Here is a 2,423-nt window from a genome sequence, read left to right as displayed (position 1 = left end):
CACAGGCGGCTATATGACGCTCGCGCAGTTAGGCATGGCCTTCTGGCACGATTTAGCGGCTCCGGTCATTGCTGGCATTCTCGCCAGCCTGATCGTGAACTGGCTGAATCAGCGGAAGTAATGTGTCACGCGGGCGTCAGGCTGCCGTAATGGCAATATGCGCCCGGACCAGGCCGCAGAGGTAAATTCTGCGGCCTTTTTCGCTCTTACTGCGGATAAGGCACCCAGTCGCCGCCATTTAAACGAACATAGGGCTTGTTCTGGTATTGGATGACTACCGCATTTGAGTTTTCGGATACTGGTGCTGTCTGCGGTAATCCACTGGTGAGTTTTTTCCAGTCGACATTATCTTCAGTAAAAATCTTGCCATCGAGAACGCGAACTACCAGTTCGGAGATTGCCAGGAAACTGCTGGGTTGATCGATGACAATCGGCGCGCCTTGATGCGGTGACTTCATACCGAAGAATTTCACGCCAACGGGAACGTCAGTAATTGATGGGCTCGGAATATCGCGCAGACCAGACACCTGCATTCTGTCGCCTTTCAGCGCGCCGCCGTGCTCTGGCACTACGACGACCATCACTTTACGGCCAGATTTTTCCAGCTCGGTAAAGAACGCATCCAGTTCATCAAAGAACTTCTGCGCCCGCGCTTTGTAATCTGCGGTTTTGCTGACGCCCGGATAATGGTTGCCGTCATGCAGTGGAAGCGTGTTGTAGAACGTGGCGCTGCGAGTGTTTTTATCTTTTTCGGTGACGTCCAGCCAGCGGTTGAGTACGGCGGCATCGTCATAGACTGGCGAACCATCAAAGCCCAGCAGAATAACCGGAAGATGGGTTTGATCCATCAATTCCGCCTGCATACCACCGTTTTCGCGGACTTCTTTCAGAAAGCCGCCGAACTGGCCGTTATGCCCCAGCATCAAATGCTGGGTGAAGCCAAGTTTTGAAAGGTTATCAAATAGGTAACAGTCATTGTTTGCCGGTTGATACAGATTGGTATGCGATGTCTGACCACAACTGGCGCGCAGCAAACGAATTGCTGCCGGACCACTGTACGAGGTTGCAGAGTTGAAGTTTTTAAACTCAATATCGAAATGCGACCATAACGGATGCGACATCAGCCCGGCAGTTTCAATATCTGACCAGGAGAGAGAGCAAATGTTAATAACCAGAAGCTCAAATGGCTGGGCGTCAGCCGGAAGCGTAGACGGGAAAGGCGTCTTGCGTTTCGCTTCGGCGTTATAGAAATTACTCAGCCAGGCATTGAGGTTCGCGGTTGTCGGTGGGGCGGTTTGTGCAGGAATATCACCGACCACCGGCGTGCCGCCTGCGGCTGCGATAGTTGCTGCTGCGTTACCCCCTGTCGTCGTCACTGTGGTGGTGGGTTGACCTGCAGGCCACAGAGAGAAACTTGGTCCCGCCAGGGTAAGTACGTTTAGCCACACCAGAATAGCGACCACAAAAATGGTGACGCGAATCCACTGCGACAGAAATAACCAGGCCACAAACAGTACAAAAACGGCGCCGATCATCTGCCAGTTAATAAAGCGAGTGATAAGGTCGATTAAATAATCAGCGCTGAAACCCGCTACCTGCGATCCCTGACTCATTATGCTTTCCGGGCCGGGCAGCCATGTGTCATGCCAGAACAAGGCAAAGCCGATCGGTAGGGCTATCCAGTGGCGCAAGCGATGCAGGTTGTAGCGTGGAATCGGCATCAGCAGAAATGCAGCAAACACCAGATTAAGCAGCGGATGGAAGTTCAGATATCCCGCCCACAACAGGCCGAACTTGACCAGAAAATAGAAGTTCCAGCCAGAAAGTCCGCGCCAGTATTGCCACAGGGAAGAAGGCATGGCGGTATTTGGGGTAAATTGAGTCATTTTTGGGTTGCCCTGGCTTTTTTCGCGCGGCGTAACGTACCGACCGGTTTAACATAACGAGGTTTAGCAAATAACAGACGTAGAGTGTCACGAATACGTCGCATTGAGTGTCGCGCCAGATAGCCCAGAGGGAAAAATATCAGCGCACAAACGATAATAATTTCAATGATATCGCTGATAGTCATCATGATGAATGCTCCACTGCATCACCTAATAGCCGCAGAGGTTCCGGTTTGCGTCGCCAGTTGCGACCGTCGTGCTCGGCATTGATTACTGGGGTGGAACTCTGTGTTAAAGGCAGCGGTATGCCCCATTGTTCCGGGGCCAGTAAACGCATTTGTACCAGTTCAGCGCTGATTTGATCATCTTCAAACCAGACCATACGGTTAGAGAAAATGTCACCGGTAGGTAGTGGGAAAATATGATTCAACGCGGTATCCAGATCGTTAATCCGGCAGAACGAGAGGAATAGCACCAGCCGATTGCCGCCAATCGTCATAATATCGCCTGTGCGATTTGGACGGCACAGCGTCAGGG

3 protein-coding genes and 1 pseudogene are annotated in these 2,423 nt (G+C 51.9%); 1 reads left to right on the top strand and 3 read right to left on the bottom strand.

Features of this window, described 5'->3' with window-relative positions; genetic code table 11:
* Positions 1 to 13: 13 nt before the first annotated feature.
* Positions 14 to 121 carry a type I toxin-antitoxin system toxin Ldr family protein gene (locus EA14781_RS22065; protein ID WP_010330952.1) on the top strand — a complete coding sequence of 36 codons (108 nt, stop codon included), beginning with the start codon at positions 14 to 16 and terminating at the stop codon, positions 119 to 121.
* Between the two features lie 85 nt (positions 122 to 206).
* Here the strand turns inward: EA14781_RS22065 and bcsG are convergent, their stop codons facing one another.
* The 3 genes and pseudogenes from bcsG to EA14781_RS22050 all read right to left on the bottom strand — a co-directional run.
* A complete protein-coding gene (bcsG, locus tag EA14781_RS22060; RefSeq protein WP_000191548.1) occupies positions 207 to 1,886 on the bottom strand; it encodes a cellulose biosynthesis protein BcsG in 1,680 nt (559 codons plus the stop codon).
* Positions 1,883 to 2,074, bottom strand: a complete 192-nt coding sequence (gene bcsF / locus EA14781_RS22055; RefSeq protein WP_000988304.1) for a cellulose biosynthesis protein BcsF — start codon at positions 2,072 to 2,074, stop codon at positions 1,883 to 1,885. Before bcsF ends, bcsG begins: the two co-directional genes overlap by 4 nt.
* Positions 2,071 to 2,423, bottom strand: a pseudogene (locus tag EA14781_RS22050) (BcsE family c-di-GMP-binding protein); the annotation flags it as partial. The pseudogene EA14781_RS22050 and the gene bcsF, both read right to left, overlap by 4 nt.

Origin of the sequence: Escherichia albertii NBRC 107761 = DSM 17582 (assembly GCF_000759775.1) — a bacterium.
In the GTDB taxonomy this organism is placed as follows: Bacteria; Pseudomonadota; Gammaproteobacteria; order Enterobacterales; family Enterobacteriaceae; genus Escherichia; species Escherichia albertii.
This window is presented reverse-complemented; position numbering and strand designations above follow the sequence as displayed.

Bases quoted from the DNA above. Each gene is read 5' to 3' on its own strand.
- bcsF (WP_000988304.1), bottom strand. From the start codon at position 2,074: ATGATGACTATCAGCGATATCATTGAAATTATTATCGTTTGTGCGCTG.
- bcsG (WP_000191548.1), bottom strand. From the start codon at position 1,886: ATGACTCAATTTACCCCAAATACCGCCATGCCTTCTTCCCTGTGGCAA.
- EA14781_RS22065 (WP_010330952.1), top strand. From the start codon at position 14: ATGACGCTCGCGCAGTTAGGCATGGCCTTCTGGCACGATTTAGCGGCT.